Raw genomic sequence first — 21,169 nt, 5'->3', positions numbered from 1 at the left:
GTCCAGGGGTGCGGACGGATGCCAGGAAACCACGATCGGGCCGTCGGCCACGACCCGGGCAGGAGTGTCGGGGGTGGCCCGGGCAGGAGAGGGGTGCTCCGGTCAGGAGTCGGTCTCGGCCAGCAGGGCGGCCAGCGCGGCGGCCCGCAGCAGCGCCGCCCGACGCCGCCGGTCCACCTCACCGCCAAGGAACGGGGTGGAGTTCATCAGGCCGAACGCGGCGTGTGCCAGCACCCGCGCCTCACCGTCGGGCAGCCCGGGGTGCAGTGCGGTCAGCACGGTCACCCACTCCTCCACGTACAACCGTTGGAGCTTGCGGATGCGGCGGCGCGGCTCGTCCGGGAGGCGGTCCAGCTCGTGCAGGTGCAGGGCGATCACGGCCGGGTTGGCCAGCGCGAAGTCGACGTGGAAGTCGATCAGCGACTCCAGCGCACCGCGCGGGTCGCCGGGACGGCCGGCGGCCCGGTCCCGGCCGCCGTCGAGCAGCCCCTCGCTGACCGGGATCAGCGCGGCGGCCAGCATCGCCTCCTTGCCGGCGAAGTGGTGGTAGAGGGCCGGGCCGGTCACCCCGGCCGCCGCACCGATGTCGTCCATGGAGACCCCGTGGTAGCCACGGGCGGCGAAGAGCCCGACCGCGATCTCCAGGATCTCGTCGCGCCTCGACCGGCGCCGGCCCGCGCTGCCTGCGCTGCCTCTAGCCTGCTGCCCCACAGTCACCTGGCAAGCGTAGACCTCAGGCCGGACACCGGGGCCCCTCGGTTACCCGCGGGTTCACCAGGCGGACAGTGGCCGGTCGACGGGCAGCGCCGGTGATCGCCGGACGGCGTGCCCCGCCAGCCCTAGCCTGGGAGGGGAGGGAGGGCGCGGTGACGACACGACAGCCGGACCGGTCGCTGCTGCTCGCCGGTGGCCTGCTGGTCGGCGCGGGCCTCTTCGACGTGCTGTCCGGGATCGGCGACGTCGACAGTGGCGACGTCTACGTCTCGCTACACGCCGACGGACTGGTCTTCTACGACCTCACCAACTGGGCCTGGCTGCACGTGGCGAGCGGGGTGCTGCTGGTGGCCACCGGTCTGGCCACCGCGTTCGGTCGACGCCCGTGGACGACGGCGGCCCTGGTGGTCGGCGCGGCGGTCGTCGTCGTCCACCTGCTGTTCGCGCCGTACCACCCGATCGAGGCGTTGATCGTGGTGGGGCTGGTCCTGGCCGCCCTCCGGCTGGTCGTCCGGCACCGGCGCGGCAACCGGGACGACGCGCGGGTCAGGACGGCTGACAGACCTTCCCGGTGAAGGACGGGTCCGGCTGCCGGACGTCGTTCCAGGCCGGGTTGATCCGGATCGCCAGCGGGGGCGCCTGCCAGCCCGCACCGAGCTGCTGGAGCAGCGGGTACTCCCCACGCATCCGGCTCTCCGGCACCCCGGCGAGGAAGTGGATCAGACGGTCCTGGACCAGTGACCGGCCCAGCAGTCCGCCGTGCACCCCGGGCATCTGGAACACCGGGATACCGGTGTAGTCGCCCGGAGGTGCCTCGGTGGCCGTGGTGGTCGGCAGGAAGGCCAGCATCCGCACGCCCGGCACCGGGCACATCAGCTGGTTACGGTAGAAGGGCGCGTTGTCCAACAGGGACCTGATGAACGGATCGTCCGGGCCGGCCTCGGCGACCCCTAACAGCGCTACCGCCCCGAGCAGGGCACGCAACTGCGAGCCGGTGGCCACTCCCCACCCGTGGGCCGCCCCGGCGGGCGGGTAGTACGCACGACCGGCGTTGATCAACGGGCTGAACATGACCAGCGTGTCCACCGCCGCGTGCGGGCGCTGCGCGAGATAGGTGCGGCCCAGCAACGCCCCCTCGCTCTCCCCGATCAGGGCCACCGGGCGGCCGGTACGCCGGTGCAACCGGTCCACCTGCGTCTCCAGCAGGACGGCACCGCTCTCCAGCGACCGGTTGGTGTCCACCGGCCGGTACGGCAGCGGGCGGCCGTCACCGCCCAGCCCCCGGTAGGAGAACCGTTCCACGTTCGCATCGACGGGCGGGGTCCCGTCGTAGGCGGAGCCGTGGCCGGCGAGGACGATCACCGCGTGCCGTACGTCGGCCGGGAGCCGCTGCCCGAGCACCACCTGCTCGACCGTCACCCCGGCCGGGACGACCTGCACCAGCAACGGGATCGCCAGCGGGACGGCGAGGGCCAGCGCGACGGCGATCGGAGTGACCGGCACCCGGGCCCAGCGCACCCGGGGGGCCAGCACGGCGACGTGCACGGTGCGTTCCCAGAGCAGCCCGTTGGCCGCCCCGGCGAGCAGGGCGACCGGCACCGTCCACCAGCCGGGGACGCTCCAGCACAGCGCGCTGGCCACGGTGATCACCACGAAGTTCAGCAGTGACCAGCCCACCAGCGAGATCGACGGCAGGCCGCGCCACCACGGCCCGACCACGGCGGCCCGTTGCAGGAACGGTGCCAGCAGGAACATCGGCAGCAGCGAGGCGAGCAGCACCCAGGAGAGCGCGACCACCGAGGCCGCCACCGAGATCAGCGCCCACGGGGCGACCAGCACGGTGACCACCGCGGACAGCCCGAGGTTGCGCCCGAGCAGCCAGCGCAGGCCGGGCCGGTCCACCTCGGGGGGCCAGGCGAGCGCGACCAGCCCGGTGGTGAGCAGTCCGCGGAACCCGACCAGCAGCAGCAGCCCGACCAGGAACTCGGCCCACGAGTCGTGGTAGACGTACAGCCAGCGCAGGTCGTGGTAGGTGTCGTACGGCCAGACGGCGGTGACCTGGGAGGACAGCCCTTCGGCAGCGACGAAGCCGAAGTGGACCAGCAGCACCGCCTCGATCGCCGGTGGCACGGCGGCCAGGGCGCACAGCGCCAGCAGGCGGGGTCGCGGTCTACGCACGCCCTCTCCTCACCAGGTAACCGGGGCTCCCCTAGCAGGTTCCCCTGCCCGACGACCGCGTGTCGGGTTTACCGCCGAACTACCGCCGACCGGCTCACCGCTCGTCCCTCTGCCGGAGGGTCGTCGCGCGCTGCTGGAGGCCGGCGAGCCGCAGCGCGATCCGGCGGCGCACCGGCGGCACCCCGGACACCGCGCGCAACGCCAGGTCCCGCAGCGGACGGCCGGCGGGCGGCAGGGTGGCGAGCCGGGTCAGCCGGGCGGCGAAGCCGACGACCTCCTCGGCGAGCGGCCGACGGGTGGCGGCGTAGTCGTCCAGCACAGTGTCGGGGTGGCCGGCGAGGACGTCGCCGAGGGCGGCACCGAGGACGACCGCGTCGCAGATGCCGAGGTTCATCCCCTGCCCGCCGGCCGGGCTGTGCACGTGCGCGGCGTCGCCGGCGAGCAGCACCCGGCCGCGCCGGTAGTGGTCGGCGATCCGGTGGTGGACGCGGAACCGGGAACTCCAGAGCACGTCGGTCAGCCGGTCCGGCCGCCGGGTCGGGCCGCGTTCGTCGAGGAGCGCCTGGAGTCGGGCGGCGTCCGGGTCGCGGGGCGCGTCGGCGACGGCGGCGACCAGCCGGACCACGCCGTCCGGCAAGGGTGCCCAGACCAGCGGACCCGGCCGGGCGAGGAAGAGCGCGACCTCGTCGCGGGGGAGCACGCTGCTCACCCGGACATCGGCGAGCAGGAACGACTCGCCCACGTCGGCCGGCCCACCGAAGCCGATGCCGGCCAGTTCACGCACGGTGCTGTGCATGCCGTCCGCGCCGACCACCCAGCGGGCCCGCACGCTCGTCCCGTCGGCGAAGCCGGCGACCACCCCCTCACCGTCGTGGTCCAGGCCGGTGAGCTGGTACGGCCGGAGCACCTGCCCGCCGAGGGCGGCCAGCCGGTCGGTGAGCACCGCCTCGGTCACCGACTGGGAGACCAGCAGCGCGTACGGGTACCTCGACGGCAGGTCCCCGAAGCCGAGGGTGAGCAGCACCCGGTCGCGGTCCCGCACGGTGAAGCGCGCCGCCCGCAGCCCTCGGGCCACCAGCGGCACGGTGACGCCGATCCGGTCCAACACCTCCAGCGTGTACGCGTGCACGACGGCGGCCCGGGAGGTTACCGGCGGCGCGGACGCCCGGTCGACCACGGTCACCTCGACGCCCTGTCGGGCGAGGGTGGCCGCGACGGTCAGTCCGGTCGGGCCGGCTCCCACCACCAGGACGTCGGTCTGCGCGGGCAGCATCTCCCACCTCCGTTGCCAACGAACGTTTGCCAACACTTGTTGGCAAAAGGTAGGCCGGGTGAGCCCCGGAGGTCAACGCCTGTTGGCATAGAGTCGGGGACATGACCGCCCGCCGATCGGACGCCACCCGGGCCGCGATCCTGACCGCAGCCCGGCAGCGGTTCGCCGCCGACGGGTACGAGCGGGCCACCATCCGGGCCATCGCCGCCGACGCCAGGATCGACCCGTCCATGGTGATGCGCTACTACGGCAGCAAGGAGGGGTTGTTCGCGGCGGCTGCCGAGTTCGACCTGCGGCTGCCGGACCTCACCGACCAGCCCACCGACCAGCTCGGTGAGGTACTGGTCCGGCACTTCCTCGACCGCTGGGAGGGCGACGGGACGCTGGTCGCGCTGCTGCGTACCGCCGCCACCAACCAGGGTGCGGCCGACCGGATGCGGGCGGTCTTCACCGACCAGCTCGGCGCGGCGGTGGCCGCCGTCGTACCCGATCCGGCGCAGGCGCCCCGGCGGGCCGGTCTGGTCGCCAGCCAGATGCTCGGCCTGGCGCTGACCCGGTACGTGCTGCGCCTGCCCCCGGTCGTCGACATGCCGTCGGCCGACCTGGTCACCTGGCTGGCCCCCACCGTCCACCGCTACCTCCGCGCCCCCACCTGACCCCCGGCCCGCCGACGGGCGTGACGCAACGGGGCGGATGTCGCGGTGTCCCGGGACCGGAATACCGCACCATCCACCCCGTTGCGGCCGAAGCCGGCGCGACCGAAGCCGGCGGGTGGGCTGGTCAGCCGGCCAGGCCGCCGGGCTGGTCGCCCCGGACCACGGGGGCCCGGACCAGGTTGCCCCACTCGGTCCACGAGCCGTCGTAGTTGCGCACCTGCGGGAAGCCCAACAGGTGGTGCAGGACGAACCAGGTGTGGCTGGACCGTTCACCGATCCGGCAGTACGCCACCACGTCGTCGGCCGGGCTCAACCCGAGCTGGTCGGTGTAGATGGCCCGCAGCTCGTCGGCCGACTTGAAGGTGCCGTCGTCGTTCGCGGCGGACTTCCACGGCTTGCTCACCGCACCCGGGATGTGCCCGCCGCGCAGCGCACCCTCCTGCGGGTAGTCCGGCATGTGCAGCATCTCGCCGGTGTACTCGCCCGGCGAACGGACGTCGACCAGCGGCCGGCCCGCCGCCACGTGCGCCATCACCTGCTCCCGGTACGCCCGGACCGGCGCGTCGTTGCGCTGCGGCACCGGATAGTCGGCACGCGGCCGGGCCACCTTGTCCCGGGTCAGCTCGCGCCCCTCGGCGATCCACTTCTGCCGGCCACCGTCGAGCAGCCGGACGTCGGCATGACCGAACAGGGTGAACACCCACAGCGCGTACGCGGCCCACCAGTTGAAGTTGTCGCCGTAGAAGACGATCGTGTCGCCCCGGCCGATGCCCTTGGCCGCGCACAGCTCGGCGAAGCTCTCCGCGTCCAGGTAGTCCCGGGTGACCTGGTCGTTCAGCTCGGTGTGCCAGTCGACCTTGACGGCACCAGGGAGGTGACCGGTGTCATAGAGCAGCACGTCCTCGTCGGATTCGACCACGACGAGACCCTCGTCGCCGAGGTGCTCGGCCAACCATTCGGTGGTGACCAGCCGCTGCGGGTCGGCATACGACTGGAGGCGGGGATGCGGATCACTCGGCACAGACATGAGCCCCAAGTTACGCCGGAAACCGGGGCGTCGACCGCCCGTTGGGCCCGGAAGGACGTCGGCGGGGTCAGGCGCGGCGGTGGACCAGGCGGCCGGCGACGACGGTGGCGAGGCAGCGGCCGTCGTCGGCGAAGACGGCCAGATCGGCCCGGCCGCCGACAGCGAGAGCGGGGGGTCGTACCGCGTCGAGGACGGCGACGTCGTTGCGGGCCGCCGCCGCGCGTACCGCCGGGTCGGTGAGGTGCGCGGCGAGCAGCGCGCCGACGCCCGATTGCAGCAGCGCGTGCACCCGCTCGCGCGGGCTGGCCGCCGGTGGCAGCGGCCCGTCGTGCACCAGCGCCGGCCCGAGGGTCCCGGGCCACCGCCGCATCCGCACCATCGGGTACGCCTGCGTCAGCTCCTCCACCGGCCCGATCGCCTCGATCCGGGCACCGTCGACCAGCACCGCCCAGCCCGACAGCAACCCACCGTCACCCGGCACCGGCTGGTCAGGCGGCCCGCCGGAGACGGGCACCGACCGGCCCGACGGCGGGTCGTCGCCCGATGTCGCCCGGTCCGACGGCGCATCGTCGTCACCCGGCACCGGGCGGCCCGGTGGTGGCTCGTCGTCGTGGGTGAGGCGCAGCAGGGGGGCGGTGTGCAGGGTGCGCACGATCAGTCGGCCAGCGGGCCGAGGACCGGGCGCTTCGCGGTGACCGTGTCGCCGGAGGACCGGCCGGTGAGCCGACGGGTGACCCACGGGGCCAGGTGCCGGCCGACCCAGCTCAGGTCGGCGGCGCGGGCGGCGAGCCATGGGGTCGCGGCCGGGCGTTCCGGCACCATCAGCCACTCCTCGTCGCAGCCCACCCCGAGCGTGGTCAGCACCTGGCCGGCGACCCGCCGGTGCCCGGCGGCGGACAGGTGCAGCCGGTCGGGGCTCCAGAGGGTCGGGTTGAGCCGGAACGTGTCGTCGGCGAACAGGTCGATCAGGATCGCGCCGTGCCGCTCGGCGATCTCGCCAATGAGCCGGTTGACCAGCGCGATCCGGGGTGAGACGAGGCGCTGGCCGGGCAGCCGGGCGAGCACGTCGGCGAACCGGAAGAGGATCACGTCGGCGCCACCTGACCGCAGCCGGCCCACCACCGTGTCGAACCGGGTCGCCAACGCGTCCGGGTCGAAGGTGCGGCGCAGCACGTCGTTGCCGCCGGCCGCGAAGCTGACCAGGTCGGGTTTCATGGCGAGCGCGGCGGGCACCTGCTCGGCGACGACACTCGGGAAGAGCCGGCCCCGGATGGCCAGGTTCGCGTAGCCGAAGTCCGGCCCGGCCTCGGCGGCCAGTCGGGTCGCCACCAGGTCCGCCCAGCCCCGGTAGGTGCCGTCCGGGTAGGCGTCGTCCATGCCCTCGGTGAAGCTGTCCCCGACCGCCACGAAGCTCCGCCAGCGCACGCCGCCCCCTCATGCTTTCGTTGACTGCGGCGACCAGTCTGTCACCGGCCGGCCTTCGCCTGCCGCCGCCCACCGCCCCAACGTGGCGCAGGTCATCGACCGCAGCCCGCCCAGGCCGCCACCCGGTCCACCCCGGCCCGCTCAGCCCGGCGGGGGCGGGGTGGCCGGTCGCCGACGGTAGGGGGCCCAGGCGACGAAGCGCTCGAACAGGTCACGCGGTGTCGGCCCGTCCTGCGGGTTCAGCCGGAACAGGTCGTGGCTCGCCTCGTGATAGAGCCCGGACAGATAGACGGCCAGGTCTACGGGCTGTGCGTCGTACTCGATGCGGAGCAGCAGCCGGGCCTCGGCGCACGGCCACGGGCCGCCGCAGGCCCGGCACACCCACAGCGGTCGCAGCGGCAGGTGCGGCCGGCCGCCCGGCGGGTGGGAGCGGGGCCGGTCGGCGTACGGGCCGAGGCGGGGCACCGGAAAGGGGCGGGAGTTCACCGGTCTCGACCTCCTGATGGTGGTGGGGATGGGGCCGCCCCTGCACGGGGGGTCACGGGCGGCCCCGCAGCGGGCCGGACGGAAGGCGACCCACTGGTGACATTCTGGTGATGACACCACTACTCTCGGAAGGCATCGACGCCGGCCTGGGCGAGGTCGGGTCGACGGGGAGGGCCGCCCGGTCGGACCGGGGAGGCGGCCGGGACAACCGTGGAGGACGTGTGGAAAGTGAACCGACCGCCGACCTGATCCGGGCACAACTGCGCAGGCTGCGGCTGCACGCGGAGCTGAGCCAGGAGGAGTTCGGCAAGCTGGTCCACTTCTCCGGCTCGCAGATCTCCGCCATCGAGCTGGGCCAACGGCCGTTCGACCGGCTGTTCCTCAGGCGGGCGGACGAGGTCCTGACGACCGGCGGGCTGCTCACCTCACTGCTCAGGCTGGCCGAGCGCTACTCGCAGCCGAACTGGTTCCGGCCCTGGCTGGAGGCCGAACGCCAGGCACAGCAGCTCTGGTGTTACCACCCGACGCTCGTCCCAGGTCTGTTGCAGACGGAGAACTACGCCCGTGCGGTGATCCGGGCCGACGACATGCTCAGCGACGACGAGGTGGAGCGGCGGCTCGCGGTCCGGCTGGACCGACAGGGCGTGCTCAGTCGTCCGCAGCCGCCGAAGCTGATCGCGGTGGTCGAGGAGGCGGTGCTCCGGCGCGCGGACGAGAGCTTCCGGGGCCTGATGGTGCAGCAGATCGCCCACCTGCTGGAGTGCGTCGACCAGCCGAACGTCAGCATCCACGTGATACCCGCCGAGGTCAGCACCCACGTGGGTCTCGCCGGCCCGTTCACGCTGGCGCTCGGCAACGACAGCGGTTGGGTGGGCCATCTGGAGAACCAGCTCAGTGGCACCACGATCGACAAGGACGGTGAGCTGACTATCCTGATTGCACGGTGGGAGAGCGTCCGCAGCGAGGCCCTGCCCCACAACCAGTCGGCACTGCTGATGAAGGAAGTGATGACGTCATGGAGCTGACCGGTGCCACCTGGCGCAAGTCCACCCGCAGCGGCAACGGTGAGTGCGTCGAGGTCGCCGACGACCTGCCCGGCGTCGTCGGGGTGCGCGACAGTAAGGACCCGACCGGTCCCGTCCTCACCTTCGACCGCCGGGCCTGGCGGTCGTTCGTCGCCGCCACCGGCAACGGCGTCGGCACCCGCTGACCCGGCCTGCCCCCGACACCGCTGACCCGGCCCGATGCGGGCAGCGCGGCCACGGTCGGTGCGGGCGCGGCGACGTCGAGACACGGTACCCACCGCCGAAGGCCGGCGTTGCGCGACCCGGGCAGCCACCCCTCAGGCCCGGACGGTCAGCGACCAGGCCCGGATCGTGATCCAGGACCGCGGTCGGAACCTGCCGCTCGGCGACCTTCGGCGTGGCCAGGGTCCAGGTGATCGGCAGACCCGACGGGGTGCGGACCAGATGCAGACGCAGGCTCGGCTAGGGCAGACGGTAGACGGAGACGTGGGAGCGGGACTCGGCGGTGAACTCGCCGCCGGTCCAGTCGGCGTGCCGGCTCTCCAGGGTGAACCCGGCGAGCTGCCCCATCAGGTCCAGCTCCGCGGGCCAGACGTAGCGGTGCGGGGTACGGAACAGTTCCGCCTGCCGGCCGTCGCCGAACCGGAAATGGTGGGACACCACGTGCTGCGCCAGCACGTCGTAGGTGTCCAGGCCGACGTAGCCGGGTTCGGAGTGCCAGACGACGGCCTGCTGCCCGGGTGGGAGTTTGCGCAGTTCGGGCACCCACAGTTCGATGACGAACCGGCCACCGGGGGCGAGGTGCCGGGCGGCGTTGCGGAAGCAGGCCACCTGCTCGGCCTGGGTGAGCAGGTTGGCGATCGTGTTGTAGACGAGGTAGACGAGGGAGAACTCGCCGGGGGCGACGGTGGTCGCCATGTCGCCGGCGACCACCGGGATGGCCTGCGCGTCCACCTTGGTGCGGAGCTGCGCGATCATCGGGGCGGACAGCTCGATGCCGGTGACCGGCACCCCCCGGGCGGCGAGCGGTACGGCGACCCGACCGGTCCCGATCGCGAACTCCAGCGCCGCCCCGTCACCGGCGAGCGCGGCCAACCGGTCCACCGTCGACCCCAGCACCTCCGGGGCGAACATCCCCTCACCCGGCGTGTCATACCGCCGGGCGGCCTCGCCGTCCCAGATCTCCTCCTGCCGCATGCCCCCGATGCTCACCGCCCCGGAACACCAAGTCCACCCAATTACCCCGCCCCCACCCCCCCACCCCCCTCGCCTCCACCCCGCCCCGCCCCGCCCCGGTGATCAAGAGGTTTGCGTCACCCCGCCCCGGAATCCTGACGCAAACCTCTTGATCACCGCGAAACGGCGGGGCGACCGGCGCGCACGAGGAGGTCGCCTGGGACGGGCTGGTCGACCAGCTTCTGCGTCGGGTTCGCGGCAACGGGGTGTAACGGACGCGCCACGGGGTATCGAAGTTGGATCGTCCAAGGGTGTTTGTTGTGCGGAGGGCTCTCATGTACCGGGTCAGTGACGTGATGACGAAGCAGGTGGTCTATCTGTCGGCGGAGACCACCCTGGACGAGGCGGCCAGGGTGATGAAGGAGGCCGACATCGGGGACGTGGTGGTCACCGACGGCTCTACGCTGGCGGGCCTGCTGACCGACCGGGACATCGTGGTACGGGCGGTCGCCGAGTGCAGCGACCCGGCCAGCACCTCGATCGGTTCGATCATCACCCGGGAGGTGGTGATGATCGAACAGCACGCCACGGCCGGTGAGGCGGTGGCGTTGATGCGTGAGCGCAACATCCGCCGGATCCTCGTCTGCGACAACGAGCGCAAGCTCGTCGGCATCGTCTCCCTGGGCGACCTGGCGATGCAGCTCGACCCCAGCTCGGCGCTGGCCGACATCAGCGAGGGCGCACCGAACAACTGACCCGCCCGGCGCGGGCGACCCACGAGCGGTGTGGTCGCCCGCCTCGTCCCGGCTTCCTCCGGCCCGCAGACGGTCGGTGCGGGAGTCTGGTGGCAGACCCGCGCCGGGTGCGGCGGTAGCCTGGCGGGATGTCCGAGATGCCGACGAGGCTGGCCGAGATCGTCGGGGAGTTCGCCGACGCCCCCCGCGACGTGGTGCTGGAGATGCTGCTGGAGTACGCCGACGTGATCCCGCCGCTGCCGGCCGGGGTGGACCGCGACGACCTGGAGCAGGTCCCCGAGTGTCAGACCGCGTTCTTCCTACGCGCCGAGGTCAACCCGGACCGCACGGTCACCACCCTGTTCGACTGCCCACCGGAGGCGCCCACCACCCGGGCCTTCGCCGGCATCCTCGCCGAGGGGCTGGCCGGGGCGAGCGCCACGCAGGTGCTGGACGTGCCGGACGACCTCTACCAGCGGATGGGCCTGGCCCAGGTGATCAGCCCGTTGCGGGTGCGCGGCGGCACCGCGATCCTGGCCCGACTGAAGCGGCAGGTTCGGGAACAAGCCGGCTGAGCTGCGGGTTGTCTCCGGTCATGGAGATCGAGATCTACGCCGACGTGGTCTGCCCCTGGTGCTACATCGGCAAGCGCCGCTTCGAACAGGCCCTGGCGTCGTACGACGGCGAGGTGATCGTCCGGTACCGGCCGTTCCAGCTCGACCCGACGCCGGTGACCGCGCCGCAGCCGCTGCTGGACGCGCTGGCAGTGAAGTTCGGCGGCCGGCAGCGGGCCGAGCAGATGGCCGGCCAGGTGACCCAGGTGGCTGCCGGGGTGGGGCTGACGTTGAACTTCGACCGGGCGGTGAGCGCCAACACCTTCGACGCACACCGGTTGGTCCGTTTCGCCGACGGGCACGGCCGGGCGGGTGACGTGGTCGAGGCGCTCTACCGGGCGCACTTCACCGACGGCGTCGATGTCGGCTCACCCGAGGCGCTGGTCGCGCTGGCCGTCTCGGTCGAACTGGACGGGACGGAGACGCGCGAGCACCTGGCCTCGAACGTGGGTCGCCGTGAGGTGGCCGCCGACCTGGCCGCCGCCCACCAGCTCGGGGTGAGCAGTGTGCCGACCTTCGTGCTCGCCGGCAAGTACGCCGTCACCGGGGCACAGGAGCCGGAGACGCTGCTCGCCGCCCTGACCGAGGTCAACCAGCGGGAGTCGGCTGCCTGACATCCGACCGCCCGGCGAGGGCGAGGGCACCGACCGGTCCGGCCGCAGCAACGCCACCCCGGCGGCCACCGGCACCCCGGCGGGGACGACATCGACCGGCGCGATGTTTCACGTGCAACAACATCGATGCCGATGATTGACTAGGCCGGGCGGGCCAGGCCCTCCACCACCCGCGCGCCCGGCAGTGCGCCGAGCGCCGGCCCGGGTAGGGCGATCTTGCTGTGCCGTACGCCGGAGCCGATGATCACGTGCGGGGCGGCGATCGCCCGGGCGTCGACCAGGATCGGCCAGGACTCCGGCAGCCCGATCGGGGTGATCCCGCCGTACTCCATCCCGGTCGCCTCCACCGCGTCGACCATCGGGGCGAAGCTCGCCTTGCGGACGTCCAACGTCCGACGGACCACCCCGTTGACGTCGGCCCGGGTGGTGGCGAGCACCACGCAGGCCGCGTACCGGATCTCGCCCTCCCGCTTGCCGGCGATCACCACACAGTTCGCCGACACGTCCAGCCCCACCTCGTACGCGGCGCAGAAGGCAGCCGTGTCGGCCAGCGTGGCGTCGATCGGCGCGACCAGGATGTCGTCGACGTCGACGGGCGCGTCCGCCGACCACTGCGCCAGGGCGGCGGCCACCGGCGTGGCCAGCAGGTCGGGTCGGGTCCGGGCGGGCTCGGTCTGCAACGTTCCCATCACGGCAGCGATCCTCGCACCCCACCCCACAGGCCGCCCCACCAGGCCACGCATCGCACAGTGCGCTGGAGACGACGACGCGCGGCGGCAGCCAGCGGAAGGGCGCGACGGGTCAGTTGCCGCCGAGGAAGGAGTTCTCCCGCAGGAACGCTCGGTCGTCGGCCGTCGCCGACCGACCGGCCCGCAGTGCCTGTGGCCGGCGGGCCTCCAGATCCTCCATGCCGTGCCGCACGGCGAGGCGGATCACCCCGTACAGGAAGACCAGACCGAAGACGTAGAGCAGCACCGTGACGACGAAGACCAGCATGGCGTCACGGTAGGCAGGACGTGAACCCGTGCCCGGCTCATCTTCGGTCGGGTCGCCCGTACGTGTCGGCCAGGTGATCGGCCCAGGTCCGACGGCCGGTCGGTACGGCGCTCGTGGTCAGCCCACCCGCCCGCAACTCCCGACCCAGCCGCCCCGGCAGGCGCACCGGCAGCAGCGGACGTCGGGACCCCCGGGCCACCCGCCAGGCCCGTACCGCGTCGTCGAAGCGGAGGACCTGTGGGCCGCCGTACTCCTGCACACCGGTGAGCGGGCCGGTGGTGAGCAGTTCCGCGAGCCGGGCGGCCACCTCGTGCTGGTCGACCGGCTGGGCCAGCACCGCCGGATCCCCCAGCACCGGCCCGAGCCGGCTCGCCGCCCGCAACAGCCGGTCGAGGAACACCGGGAACTGGGTGGCCCGCAGCACCGTCCACGGCACCGGCCCGGCCGCCACCACCTGCTCCGCCGCCAGCTTCTGCCGGTAGTACGGGATCGGCACCCGGTCCACGCCGACGATCGAGACGTACAGCAGATGGGCCACACCCGCGTGACCGGCGGCCAGGGCCAACCGGCGGGTGCCCAGCACATCCACCCGGTGGGTCGGGGCGCCGCCACCCGGCCGGGACGCCAGGTGCAGCACCGCGTCCACCCCGGCGACCGCCTCGGCCAACCCGGCCCCGGTGGCCAGGTCGACGACCACCCAGTCCGTCGTCGGATCGTGCCGGGGCCGCCGGCTCGTCGCCCGTACGGTGAAGCCGTCGCTACGCAACCGGGGCAGCACCGCCCGCCCCAACGTCCCGCCGGCACCCGTCACCAGCACCCGCATCCCGTCCCCCTCCACGACCGCCGACGAACCGACCCGACGGGAAGAGCACCCGACGGGCCGACCAGCTGACGGGCCGACCACCCGGAACGTGACACCGCCCCGACCGGCCCGGGGCGTCCCGGCCCTCAGGTGAGCAGGTCGAGCACGGTCAACGCGAGGAAGAACACCACCACCGCCTCGCTGATGATCCACGAGTGCTGGGCCGCCCAGTCGCGCATCCGGGGCAGCACCCGGTCCGCCCGGGCACCGAGCAGCAGCAACGCCAGCAGCGGCAGGGCGAGCAACAGCAGGGTCAGCAGCATGAACGGCACCAGGTGCCACCACGGCAGGCCGTGCCGGGCGGCGGTCGCCCCCACCGTCACCATCGTCAGGTCGTCGGAGGGCATCACCACGAAGAGCAGGAGGCCCAGCCGGAGCGCGTACCCGAATCCGGCGTGCTGGAGGTGACCCATCCACGTCGGCTCGCCGGAGGAGTGCCGCCGGACGAACACCACCACCGCCAACACCACCAGCAGCCCCAGCACCACCCAGTCGATGACCGTCTCGACCTGGCGGCGGCCACCCCCACCACCGCCGGCTGCGCCCTTGACGACCCGGAAGACCAGCCAGACGAGGGTCGTCCCGGCAACCACCACGATCGCCGCGCCGGCCAGGAACCCCAGCGAAGCCCGGCGGGGCCGGTCGCCGGAGGCGAGGAAGACCGCCGCCACCAACTGCGTACCGGCGACCATCACCACGGCCATCGGCAGGATCGTCAGGAAGTTCATCGCCCACCATCCTCCCGGTCACCCCGGTCGACCAGGCGGGATTCGAGGGATCAGGCGGCCCGCACCCGGCCCGGCACCACCCGGCCGGCGAGCACCGCGCCGAGCAGGGCACAGCCCACCGCCACGGCGAGCGTCCCCGCGTACCCGGCCGGGCCGGGCGTCGTCCCGGCGGCGAGCACCGCACCGGTCAACGCCAGCACCGTGGCGGTGAACAGCGAGTCGGCCAGTTGCAACGACGAACTGTTGCGCCCCTGCTCGTCGGGGGCCGACAGGGCCAGGGTCAACACCGACAGCGACGGGTACGCCAGACCCATCCCCAGGCCCGCCACCGCCCACCCGGCCACCCCGACCGCCACCGGCACGGCCGGCCACACGGCCAGGGTGACCGTGGCCGTGCCCGCCGCCACGCAGGCCAGGCCGAGCCGGGGCAGGGTCGCCGAGGAGCGCGGCGGCGGCAGCCGCCCCTGGAGCCAGGAACCCACCGACCAGGACAGCGCGCCGACGGTCAGCACCAGGCCGGCGGCGGTCGGCGAGAAACCCCGCTGCCGGGACAGCATCAGCGGGATGACCACCTCCGCACCGGCGAACGCCGCCGCCGCCAACCCGCGCAGCCCCACCACCGTGGGCAGGCCCCGGGCGGCCCGCAGGAACCCCGCCGGGAGCAGCCGGGGCGCGCAGACCCCCAGGCCGGTGAGGGCCACCACCACCAGGATCACGGCGGGCACGCCGCGCTGCTGCCCCCCGTGGTGCAGCAGCGCGGCGCTCACCCCCGCGCCGGCCGCCCAGCCGATCCGGGCCGCCGCGCCCGCCGGTGGCCCGGCCGGCGTCGGCCGGGCGAGCGTGCGCAGTCCCGACTCGACCAGCAGCACCGCCGGCAACGCCACCACCGGCACCGCGAGGAAGACCCACCGCCAGCCCAGGTGTTCCACGATCAACCCGGCCACCGCCGGCCCGACCAGCGAAGGGATGACCCACGCCGCCGCGAACGCCGCGAAGACCCGCCGCCGCAGCTGCTCCGGGTACGCCTGCCCGACCACCACGTACAGCGCGACGGAGAGCAGCCCGGACCCGAAGCCCTGCACCGCCCGACCGACCACCAGGGTGCCCATCGCGTCGGCGCTCCCGGCGACGAGTAACCCGACGACGAACAGTCCCACCCCGCCCCACATCGGGGCGCGTGGTCCCCGGGCGTCGCACCAGATGCCGGAGAGCACCATGGCCAGCACCCCGGCGGCGAACGAACCGCCGAAGGCGAGCGCGTAGAGGCCCAGCCCGTCCAGCGCGCGGGCCACCGTGGGCATCGCTGTGCCCACCGCCAACGCCTCGAAGGCGAGCAGGGACACCAGGGCGACGCTGCCCACCGTCATGGCCCGCAGCCGGGGATCGTAGAGGCGGGCCGCCGGGGCGAGGGTGGCGGTCACCGAAGGACCCCGGCCCGGGGCGGTACGTCAGGCATGGACCCAGCCTGCGACCTGCACCCTGGTTCAGGTCAAGGGTGAGCCCGGTCTCGTCACGCCGACTCCAGGGCCTCCCCGAGCCCCTTGGCCAGTCCCGACAGGTGCTGGTCGGCGAGCAGGTGACCGGCGGTGATCACCAGGGCGAGCGGCCACTCGATGACCTGGAGCGCGGCGAGCACCCCCAACCCGGCGTAGTAGGCGATCTTGTCGGGCGGGGGCACCGCCACCTCGCCCAGCATCGGCACCTCCACCCGTCGGGTGTACGCGCGGACCATCTCGTGACTGCCACTGAGGTGACGCGTGATCGTGCTCATCCCGGCCTCCCTGCCGACTCGTCGGATCGTCAGCCGGATTCCACCGGCACCGCCGTCCATGCCCCGCCACCGGCGGAAACTCCCCCCACCCTGGGGGGCATAACGGACGCCCTGCCGGGAAGCCAGGCCGCCTGACGAACGCGGGAGGCACGATGGCGTACGGCGGCAGTGGGCGGGGCCGACGCATCGGCCGTACGCCTCGATGACCACGCTGGGCCGGGTCGCCGGCCGGGTCCTCCCGTCGGTGCCGGTGCCCCCGCTGCTCGGCGGCGCGTCCCGTACCGTCGGACGGCTGGCCCGGGTGGCCGGGCTGACCCGCCGCCGGGTGTGGTCCCGCGACGGCCGGCACCACATCGAGGTGCACGGCGTCTGCCAGGACGGCGGCGACCGGCTGGCCCGGCAGGTCGAGGCGGCGCTGCAACGGCTCCCCGGGGTGGCCTGGGCCCGGGTGAACGCCCCGTCCGGCCGGGTGGTGGTGGCCGTCGGGGAACCGAAACCGAAACTGCGCGACCTGATCGACACGGTGGCCCGGGTCGAACGGATCTGCCCGCACGAGCCGGACCCGGAGATCCCGCCCCCGCATCCGCCGGAGGACGGGCCGCGTACCCCCCGGACCCTCGGTGCGCTCGCCTCCGACGCGCTGGGCCTGACCATCTCCGCCGCCACCCGGATCCTGCCGTTCACCCCGGTGCCGGGGGAGGTGGCCGGCCTGCTCACCGCCGTCGACCTGCACCCCAGGCTGCACGACCTCGCCGGCCGGGGGTTGCGTGCCGACCCACGCGCCGAGGTGCTCTTCCCGCTCGCCGAGGCGGTCGTGCAGGGCCTGACCGGTGGTTGGGCCGGCATCGTCCTCGACGGCGCGCAGCGGATCGTGCAGTGGGGTGAGGCGCGCGCCCAACTCGCCGCCTGGACCCGGGCCGAGCCGGGGCTGACCGGCGACCCGGAGCGTGCCGTGGCCCGCTCACCCGGGGTCCGGCGGCCCTGCCCCCGCCCCGACGGCCCCGTCGAACGGTACATCTCGACGATGCTCGCCACCGGTGTCGCCGCCGGGGCCGCCGCGTGGCCCGTCGCCGGGCCGAAGCGGGCCGCCGCGCTGGGGCTCGCCGCGCTACCCAAGGCCCCCGGCAGTGGCCGCGAAGGGTACGCCGCCCAGCTCGGCCGGGTGCTGGCCCGGCGTGGCGTGATCGCGATGGACCGCAGTGTGCTGCGGGAACTCGACCGGATCGACACGGTGGTGCTGGACGCGGCCGTGCTCGGATCGGACCGTGGTGTCCTCGCCGACCTGGCTCCGCTGCCCGGCACCGACACCGGGGAGGTGGCCGGTCGGGCGTTCGCCCTGTTCGACCCCGAGCAGCCCGACGCCGTCCACGAGGCGGACGGTTGGCGGCTCGGCCCCCTGGCCGACCTCGACGCCGTCGACCCGGGGGACACCCCCGACAGCGCACGGCTGCGCACGGCGGGCGGCCCGCTGCTCGGCCTCGTCCACCACGGCAGCCTCACCGCCGTCGTCCGGGTCGCACCCGAACCGGCTCCCGGCGTCGATGCGCTACCCACCGCCGCCCGGCACGCCGGCCTGCGGCTGGTGGTCGCCGGTGACGACCCGCAGCGGTACGGCTTCGCCGACGCGGTGCTGCCCGGTGGGGACCGGCTCGTCGAGTCCGTACGTGCCCTGCAACGCGACGGCGCGGTGGTGATGCTGGTCTCCGGCGACCGGACGGCGCTTGCCGCAGCCGACTGCGGGCTCGGGGTGGCCGCTGCCGAGGACCTGCCGCCGTGGGGCGCCCACCTGCTCGTCGGCACCGACCTGCGGATTCCGGTGCTGCTGATCGAGGCGGCCGGGGTGGCCCGGCGGATGACCGGGCAGAACATCCGCCTCGCCATGGCCGGCACCGGGCTCGGCGCGTTGGGGGCGTTCACCGCCGCGGTGCCGCAGCTGCCCGGCCGCAGCCTCGCCGCCGTCAACGGCGCGGCGGCGCTGGCCTTCGCCAACGGCGTGTGGCGGGCCCGCCGGCTGCCCGACCCGGCCGGGGCCCCGGAGTCGGCCACCACCGCCTGGCACCTGATGCCGGTGTCGGCCGTGCTGCGCCAGCTGGACACCACCCCGGACGGGCTGACCGACGCCGAGGCGCAGCACCGGCACCGCGCCGACCCGGACGCGGCGGCCGGCCCCGTCAGCCTGTTCCGGGCCTTCGTCGACGAGCTGGCCAACCCGCTGACGCCGGTGCTGGCCGCCGGCGCGGTCCTCTCCGCGGCGTTCGGCTCACTGGTCGACGCGGCCCTGGTCGGCGGCGTGGTCGGCGGATCGGCGCTGGTCGGGGCGGTGCACCAACGCAACACCGACCGGGCGCTCGCCGAGTTGCTGTCCCGCTCGGCGGTCACCGCGCGGGTGCTGCGGGACGGGGCCGAACGGGTGGCCGCCGCCGAGGAACTGGTCCCCGGTGACGTGGTGACCCTCGGCCCGGGGGACGCGGTGCCGGCCGACTGCCGGGTGCTCACCGCCGACGGGTTGGAGGCCGACGAGTCGTCACTGACCGGCGAGTCGTTGCCGGTGACCAAGGGGGCCGCTCCGGTGGTCGCCACCGCCCTGGCCGACCGGGCCTCGATGCTCTACGAGGGCACCACCATCGCCGCCGGACACGGCACCGCCGTGGTGGTGGCGACCGGTGCGCGGACCGAGTCCGGGCGGAGTCTCGCGCTGGCCCGGCAGTCCCCGCCGGAGAGCGGTGTGGAGGCCCGGCTCGGCACCATCACCCGCTCGGCGATCCCGTTGGCCGCCGCGTCGGCGATCGCGGTGGCCGGGGCGGGGCTGCTGCGGGGCGTACCGCTGCGGCAGACGGCGGCGACCGCCGCGAACCTGGCCGTGGCGTCGGTGCCGGAGGGGCTGCCGTTCCTGGTCAGCGCGGCGCAGCTGGCCGCCGCGCGACGACTGGCCGAGCACGGCGCGCTGGTCCGCAACCCGCGCACCATCGAGGCGCTGGGCCGGGTGGACGTGCTCTGCTTCGACAAGACCGGCACCCTCACCGAGGGCAGGCTGCTGCTCGCCGGGGTCGGCGACGACGGCCGGTTCGCCGATCTGCCCGGCCTCGACGACGGGTTGCGCCGGGTCCTCGCCGCCGGGCTACGCGCCACCCCGTACGCGGACGATCCGCAGGTGTTGCCGCAGCACACCGACCGGGCGGTCCGGTACGGCGCACGGCAGGCCGGGGTGACCGAGCAGACCGGCGCGTCCGGCTGGGCGGCGGTCGGCGGGTTGCCGTTCGAGCCGTCCCGGGGTTACCACGCCACCGTCGGCCGGACCACCGACGGGCTGCTGCTCAGCGTGAAGGGTGCCCCGGAGACGGTGCTGCCCCGCTGTGGTGCGTGGCGGCTGCCGGGCGGGCGGGACGAGCCGCTGGACGCCGCACGCCGGGACCGGCTGCACACCGCGCTCGCCGACCGGGCCGGGGCGGGTCACCGGATCCTCGCCGTGGCGGAGTGCCGGGCCGGTGCCGAGGCGGTCACCGACGACGAGGTGCGCGGGCTGGTCTTCGTCGGTTTCCTCGCCCTCGCCGACGGGGTACGCGAGAGCGCCGCCCCGGCGGTCCGCCGGATCCGGCAGGCCGGCGTGCACACCATCATGATCACCGGGGACCATCCGGCCACCGCCGAGGCGATCGCGTCGGCCATCAGCCCGGAAACCGACGGCCAACGGGTGGTCACCGCCACCGAGCTGGACGAGTTGGACGACGCGGCGCTGGGTGAGCGGCTGGGCCGTACCGACGTGGTGGCCCGGTGCACCCCGGCGCACAAGGTGCGGATCATCCAGGCGTTGCAGAAGTGCGGGCGTACCGTGGCGATGACCGGTGACGGCGCCAACGACGCCCCGGCGATCCGGCTGGCCGACGTGGGCATCGCCCTCGGCCAACGGGGCACCCCGGCCGCCCGTGCCGCCGCCGACCTGGTGGTCACCGACGACCGGTTGGAGACCATCATCGCCACCCTGGTCGAGGGGCGGGCCATGTGGTCGTCGGTACGCCACGCGCTGAGCATCCTGGTCGGCGGCAACCTCGGGGAGATCGCGTTCAGCGTGCTCAGCGCCGCCGTCACCGGCCGGTCGGCGCTCAACGGCCGGCAGTTGCTACTGGTCAACCTGCTCACCGACCTGGCACCCGCGTTGGCCATCGCGGTCCGGCCCCCCGACGCCGACCACGCCGACGGGTTGCTCCGCGAAGGACCGGACGCCTCCCTCGGCGGCACCATGACCCGCGAGATCGGGCTCCGCGCCGCCGCAACCACCCTCGGGGCGACCGCCGGCTGGACGGTGGCCCGGTGGACCGGCCGGGAACGGCGGGCCGGCACGGTGGCCCTGGTCTCGCTGGTCGGCACCCAACTGGGGCAGACCGTCCTCGCCGGGGGCACCAGCCCTACGGTGCTCGCGTCGACCGCCGCCTCGGTCGGGGTACTCGCGGCCGTGGTGCAGACCCCCGGGGTGAGCCAGTTCTTCGGCTGCACCCCGCTCGGCCCGGTGGGCTGGGGCATCGCCGCCGGTTCGGCGCTCGGCGCGACCTTCGCCAACGGCGCGCTGACCCGCCTGGTGGAGCGCCTGCCGGGCCCGCCCACCCGCTGAGCCCGCCGCCGCCACCGCCCGCCACCACCGCTGCCCGCCGCCGCCCGCCGCCGCCACCGCCCGCCACCACCGCTGCCCGCCGCCTGCCCGCCGCCGCCACCGCCCGCCACCACCGCTGCCCGCCGCCTGCCCGCCGCCGCCGCCACCGCTGCCCGCCACCGCAAGATCGTGCTCGAACCATGATGTAGTGGCATCCTGCGGCCGAATGACCACTAGTTCCTTGTTGTTGCGCGGCTCGCCGCCAGCCGAATGACCACTACATGCTTGTTGTGCGCGGCTGGCCG

22 protein-coding genes are annotated in these 21,169 nt (G+C 74.2%); 8 read left to right on the top strand and 14 right to left on the bottom strand.

The features are described from left to right. Nucleotides 1-102 precede the first annotated feature (102 nt). Entirely contained in the window at nt 103-717 is a 615-nt protein-coding gene (locus J7462_RS19875; RefSeq protein WP_208565207.1) for a TetR/AcrR family transcriptional regulator, read from the bottom strand. A gap of 149 nt (nt 718-866) precedes the next feature. Between J7462_RS19875 and J7462_RS19870 the strand changes: the two genes are divergently transcribed. Further along, nucleotides 867-1,289: a hypothetical protein gene (locus J7462_RS19870; protein WP_219465426.1), complete on the top strand. Its 423-nt coding sequence runs from the start codon at nt 867-869 to the stop codon at nt 1,287-1,289. Here the strand turns inward: J7462_RS19870 and J7462_RS19865 are convergent. Beyond that, nucleotides 1,261-2,892: a hypothetical protein gene (locus J7462_RS19865; protein WP_219465425.1), complete on the bottom strand. Its 1,632-nt coding sequence runs from the start codon at nt 2,890-2,892 to the stop codon at nt 1,261-1,263. The two genes, J7462_RS19870 and J7462_RS19865, sit on opposite strands and share 29 nt — an antisense overlap. 94 nt (nt 2,893-2,986) lie before the next feature. Next, nucleotides 2,987-4,165: an FAD-dependent oxidoreductase gene (locus J7462_RS19860; RefSeq protein WP_219465424.1), complete on the bottom strand. Its 1,179-nt coding sequence runs from the start codon at nt 4,163-4,165 to the stop codon at nt 2,987-2,989. Between the two features lie 101 nt (nt 4,166-4,266). Between J7462_RS19860 and J7462_RS19855 the strand changes: the two genes are divergently transcribed. After that, complete coding sequence (locus tag J7462_RS19855; protein ID WP_219465423.1) at nt 4,267-4,821, top strand: TetR family transcriptional regulator; 555 nt, start codon at nt 4,267-4,269, stop codon at nt 4,819-4,821. Between the two features lie 124 nt (nt 4,822-4,945). Here J7462_RS19855 and J7462_RS19850 read toward each other — a convergent pair whose 3' ends face one another. The 4 genes from J7462_RS19850 to J7462_RS19835 all read right to left on the bottom strand — a co-directional run bounded on the left by J7462_RS19850 (nt 4,946) and on the right by J7462_RS19835 (nt 7,759). Then, nucleotides 4,946-5,848, bottom strand: a complete 903-nt coding sequence (locus J7462_RS19850; RefSeq protein WP_219465422.1) for a sulfurtransferase — start codon at nt 5,846-5,848, stop codon at nt 4,946-4,948. Nucleotides 5,849-5,915: 67 nt separating this feature from the next. Then, a complete protein-coding gene (locus tag J7462_RS19845; protein ID WP_255597795.1) occupies nt 5,916-6,500 on the bottom strand; it encodes a hypothetical protein in 585 nt (194 codons plus the stop codon). 2 nt (nt 6,501-6,502) lie between these two features. After that, entirely contained in the window at nt 6,503-7,273 is a 771-nt protein-coding gene (locus J7462_RS19840) for an SGNH/GDSL hydrolase family protein (RefSeq protein WP_219465420.1), read from the bottom strand. A gap of 141 nt (nt 7,274-7,414) precedes the next feature. Continuing rightward, on the bottom strand, nt 7,415-7,759 hold the full coding sequence (locus J7462_RS19835; protein ID WP_208565200.1) for a hypothetical protein: 345 nt from the start codon (nt 7,757-7,759) through the stop codon (nt 7,415-7,417). Between the two features lie 221 nt (nt 7,760-7,980). Between J7462_RS19835 and J7462_RS19830 the strand changes: the two genes are divergently transcribed. Together J7462_RS19830 and J7462_RS19825 are read left to right on the top strand one after the other, a co-directional pair. Continuing rightward, nucleotides 7,981-8,784, top strand: a complete 804-nt coding sequence (locus tag J7462_RS19830) for a helix-turn-helix transcriptional regulator (RefSeq protein WP_219465419.1) — start codon at nt 7,981-7,983, stop codon at nt 8,782-8,784. After that, on the top strand, nt 8,775-8,969 hold the full coding sequence (locus J7462_RS19825; RefSeq protein ID WP_219465418.1) for a DUF397 domain-containing protein: 195 nt from the start codon (nt 8,775-8,777) through the stop codon (nt 8,967-8,969). The genes J7462_RS19830 and J7462_RS19825 overlap by 10 nt, the downstream gene beginning before the upstream one ends. 277 nt (nt 8,970-9,246) lie before the next feature. On the opposite strand, the gene J7462_RS19820 is transcribed toward J7462_RS19825, so the two are convergent. Next, nucleotides 9,247-9,981: a bifunctional 2-polyprenyl-6-hydroxyphenol methylase/3-demethylubiquinol 3-O-methyltransferase UbiG gene (locus J7462_RS19820; protein ID WP_219465417.1), complete on the bottom strand. Its 735-nt coding sequence runs from the start codon at nt 9,979-9,981 to the stop codon at nt 9,247-9,249. 314 nt (nt 9,982-10,295) lie between these two features. Here J7462_RS19820 and J7462_RS19815 point away from each other — a divergent pair, with 314 nt between their 5' ends. From J7462_RS19815 to J7462_RS19805, 3 genes are all read left to right on the top strand, one after another. Then, complete coding sequence (locus J7462_RS19815; RefSeq protein ID WP_204958392.1) at nt 10,296-10,715, top strand: CBS domain-containing protein; 420 nt, start codon at nt 10,296-10,298, stop codon at nt 10,713-10,715. A gap of 128 nt (nt 10,716-10,843) precedes the next feature. After that, nucleotides 10,844-11,269: a SufE family protein gene (locus tag J7462_RS19810; protein WP_219465416.1), complete on the top strand. Its 426-nt coding sequence runs from the start codon at nt 10,844-10,846 to the stop codon at nt 11,267-11,269. 20 nt (nt 11,270-11,289) lie between these two features. Next, nucleotides 11,290-11,922, top strand: coding sequence for a DsbA family protein (locus tag J7462_RS19805; protein ID WP_219465415.1), 633 nt, complete (start codon nt 11,290-11,292; stop codon nt 11,920-11,922). A 140-nt stretch (nt 11,923-12,062) separates the two neighbouring features. On the opposite strand, the gene J7462_RS19800 is transcribed toward J7462_RS19805, so the two are convergent. From J7462_RS19800 to J7462_RS19775, 6 genes are all read right to left on the bottom strand, one after another. Next, nucleotides 12,063-12,611, bottom strand: a complete 549-nt coding sequence (locus tag J7462_RS19800) for a YbaK/EbsC family protein (RefSeq protein ID WP_219465414.1) — start codon at nt 12,609-12,611, stop codon at nt 12,063-12,065. Nucleotides 12,612-12,723: 112 nt separating this feature from the next. Then, nucleotides 12,724-12,918, bottom strand: coding sequence for a hypothetical protein (locus J7462_RS19795; protein ID WP_208565192.1), 195 nt, complete (start codon nt 12,916-12,918; stop codon nt 12,724-12,726). A gap of 37 nt (nt 12,919-12,955) precedes the next feature. Then, nucleotides 12,956-13,741, bottom strand: a complete 786-nt coding sequence (locus J7462_RS19790) for an SDR family oxidoreductase (RefSeq protein WP_219465413.1) — start codon at nt 13,739-13,741, stop codon at nt 12,956-12,958. A 125-nt stretch (nt 13,742-13,866) separates the two neighbouring features. After that, the gene (locus J7462_RS19785; protein ID WP_219465412.1) at nt 13,867-14,508 is read right to left on the bottom strand and encodes a GAP family protein; all 642 of its coding nucleotides are present in this window, start codon (nt 14,506-14,508) and stop codon (nt 13,867-13,869) included. 50 nt (nt 14,509-14,558) lie between these two features. After that, nucleotides 14,559-15,929 carry an MFS transporter gene (locus tag J7462_RS33000; protein ID WP_308290959.1) on the bottom strand — a complete coding sequence of 457 codons (1,371 nt, stop codon included), beginning with the start codon at nt 15,927-15,929 and terminating at the stop codon, nt 14,559-14,561. An 89-nt stretch (nt 15,930-16,018) separates the two neighbouring features. Beyond that, nucleotides 16,019-16,339: a hypothetical protein gene (locus J7462_RS19775; protein WP_255597794.1), complete on the bottom strand. Its 321-nt coding sequence runs from the start codon at nt 16,337-16,339 to the stop codon at nt 16,019-16,021. A gap of 142 nt (nt 16,340-16,481) precedes the next feature. Between J7462_RS19775 and J7462_RS19770 the strand changes: the two genes are divergently transcribed. Beyond that, complete coding sequence (locus J7462_RS19770) at nt 16,482-20,885, top strand: HAD-IC family P-type ATPase (protein WP_219465411.1); 4,404 nt, start codon at nt 16,482-16,484, stop codon at nt 20,883-20,885. The last annotated feature ends 284 nt before the right edge of the window (nt 20,886-21,169 follow it).

Origin of the sequence: Micromonospora sp. RL09-050-HVF-A (assembly GCF_019374995.1) — a bacterium.
Lineage (GTDB): Bacteria > Actinomycetota > Actinomycetes > Mycobacteriales > Micromonosporaceae > Micromonospora > Micromonospora antibiotica.
The sequence above is the reverse complement of the archived record's forward strand: the minus strand, read 5'-3'. Positions and strand labels throughout refer to the sequence as shown.